The sequence below is a fragment of the Terriglobus sp. YAF25 genome, from assembly GCF_052113305.1.
Classification (GTDB): domain Bacteria; phylum Acidobacteriota; class Terriglobia; order Terriglobales; family Acidobacteriaceae; genus Terriglobus.
Genome location: NZ_JBFRCY010000778.1, coordinates 1 through 2,063, shown reverse-complemented (window position 1 = coordinate 2,063; position 2,063 = coordinate 1). Strand labels below are relative to the sequence as shown.

The 2,063-nt window shown below is 55.1% G+C and carries 2 protein-coding genes; one reads left to right on the top strand and one right to left on the bottom strand.

Translation table 11 applies throughout. The features are described from left to right. Positions 1-57: 57 nt before the first annotated feature. Positions 58-987 (bottom strand): alpha/beta fold hydrolase, encoded by a 930-nt coding sequence (locus AB4043_RS23600; protein WP_442298993.1) that lies wholly within the window; start codon positions 985-987, stop codon positions 58-60. Between the two features lie 110 nt (positions 988-1,097). On the opposite strand from AB4043_RS23600, the gene AB4043_RS23595 reads away from it, so the two are divergent. Beyond that, the gene (locus AB4043_RS23595; protein WP_442298992.1) at positions 1,098-1,901 is read left to right on the top strand and encodes a helix-turn-helix domain-containing protein; all 804 of its coding nucleotides are present in this window, start codon (positions 1,098-1,100) and stop codon (positions 1,899-1,901) included. Positions 1,902-2,063: the final 162 nt, after the last annotated feature.

The following is a 2,063-nucleotide window of genomic DNA, read 5'->3' as shown; positions in this document are numbered from 1 at the left end:
CGATGGTTGGCTTGATATTCGATGATGATCTATTCATCAACAAAGGTGCCTCGTAGATCACGCTTCAACGAACTCCAGCAGATCGGACAGGAATCGCTCCCGGTGAGTGAGAATAATCGCATGAGGAGCGCCGGGATAGACGATCAACTTGGAATTCAGGATGAGCCGCGCAGTTCGAGCCCCGGTCATCGCGAGAGGAGCACTGACATCTTTGTCTCCATGGACAATCAGCGTGGGGCAGGAAATTTTTGCCAGATCTGGACGAACATCCGTGGCTGAGGTTGCCGCTCGAGTAGCTAATGCAACTGGCAATGAAACGCTCATCATCATGTTCTTGATCCAGGTCCGTGTTTCCTGAGATGTATCGGGCGTGAAGAAGGGTCCCTCATTTTCTCCAATCCATCGTGGAAAGTCTCTTGTGATGAGTTGGGTTTGCGCTTCAATTCCTTCTTTGGGCCATCCCTCGGGATTATCGGCGGTTCTGGCTGAAAACGGAGTTGACGGCGCCGCCAGCACAAGTCGCGCGATGCGATGTGCTCCCCCCGTCGCGAGGTAGCGGGCTGCTTCGAAGGACCCCATGGAGTGGGCCACGAGCACGGCGTCTCGCAGGTCGAGCTGATCGATGATCTTCGATACATCATCGACCAGCGTATCCAGGTCGTAACCGGTGTTTGGGGCGTCCGAACGGCCATGCCCTCGGCGATCTGGAGCAATACAGCGGAACCCATGCGCAGTAAGAGCCGCCATGTGGCTTCCCCAAACATTTGATTGAAAGGTCCAGGCGCTAAGGAAGATGATTGGGCGGCCCGATCCCCAATCCTGCACAAAGAGCCTCGTTCCATCACGCGCGAGTACGAATGGGTGTGGATTGGCCGCACCCCGCGTTTGACCGGGGCCGGATTGTGACAGAATGGAAGGCGCGTGCACGAGCGCCGCAGCGCTCCACGCAGCACTTCGGATGATTTGGCGGCGATCGAGTTTGGGCATATGATCAGCTCCTCCGTCGTGAGTTTTCCCACAAATCCGATCGTGCGATAAAACGGGAAGCCAAGCAATTACGTATGAGGTAATTGAACCTGAGCGGGGGAATTCATACGATGAGGCAGATGGCCAGTGCAGCTCAAACCGTGGGCGAAATCATGCGGTCCTGGCGCGAACTCAGACGATTCAGCCAACTCGCACTCGCTGTTGAAGCTGAGATTTCTCAAAGGCATCTGAGCTTTATCGAAAGCGGACGCTCAGCTCCCTCCCGGGAGATGATTTTGCATTTGGCGGAGCACCTGGATGTTCCATTGAGGGAACGAAATGTGATGCTCCTCGCCGCGGGCTATTCGCCCATCTACGGCGATCGCTCGTTGCAGGATCCCACCTTGACTCACGCCATGGCCGCCCTCGAAAGCCTCTTACGAGCCCATGAACCATATCCCGCGTTGCTAGTGGACCGGCAGTGGAACATTGTCGGTACAAATCAAGCCCTTGCGCCGTTGCTGGATGGGGTTGCCCCGGAGCTGCTGGAGCCGCCTGCCAACGCGCTACGAATCAGCCTTCACCCTCGCGGACTCGCTCCGAATATTGTCAACCTTAGTGAGTGGCGGCACCATTTGCTCGCTCGCCTTCGACGCCAGTTTCGGATCTCTCGCGACCCCGCATTGCAAGTTCTCCTGAGCGAGTTGACCGATTATCCGTTCCAATCCAGTGAATGGTCGAATCATTCCGACAACAATCTGGCCCATGAAATTGCCATTCCTCTTCGGCTGAGAACGCCGAAGGGAGTGCTTTCGTTCCTTAGTACTGTGACCATATTTGGAACTCCCGTCGAGATCGAGCTGTCGGAGGTGACACTGGAAGCGTTTTATCCGGCAGATCAAGAGACTGCGCAAATTCTGGGAGTACTCCGATAAATAAGTTGAGTTGCTTTCTCCAATTTCGACAACTAACTCTCGCCGCCGTGTGTGTGTATACGGCCCCCATCCACTCGAATCAGATGGACCGGCCTAAGTTGGGTGCGACTATCTTTCCTAGAAAACGTTCTACTCATTATTTCGCAAGTGGACCAACCTCAA

What these genes read in the sequence shown, in the direction of transcription:
- AB4043_RS23595 (WP_442298992.1), top strand. Translation starts at nt 1,098, where the DNA reads ATGAGGCAGATGGCCAGTGCAGCTCAAACCGTGGGCGAAATCATGCGG.
- AB4043_RS23600 (WP_442298993.1), bottom strand. Translation starts at nt 987, where the DNA reads ATGCCCAAACTCGATCGCCGCCAAATCATCCGAAGTGCTGCGTGGAGC.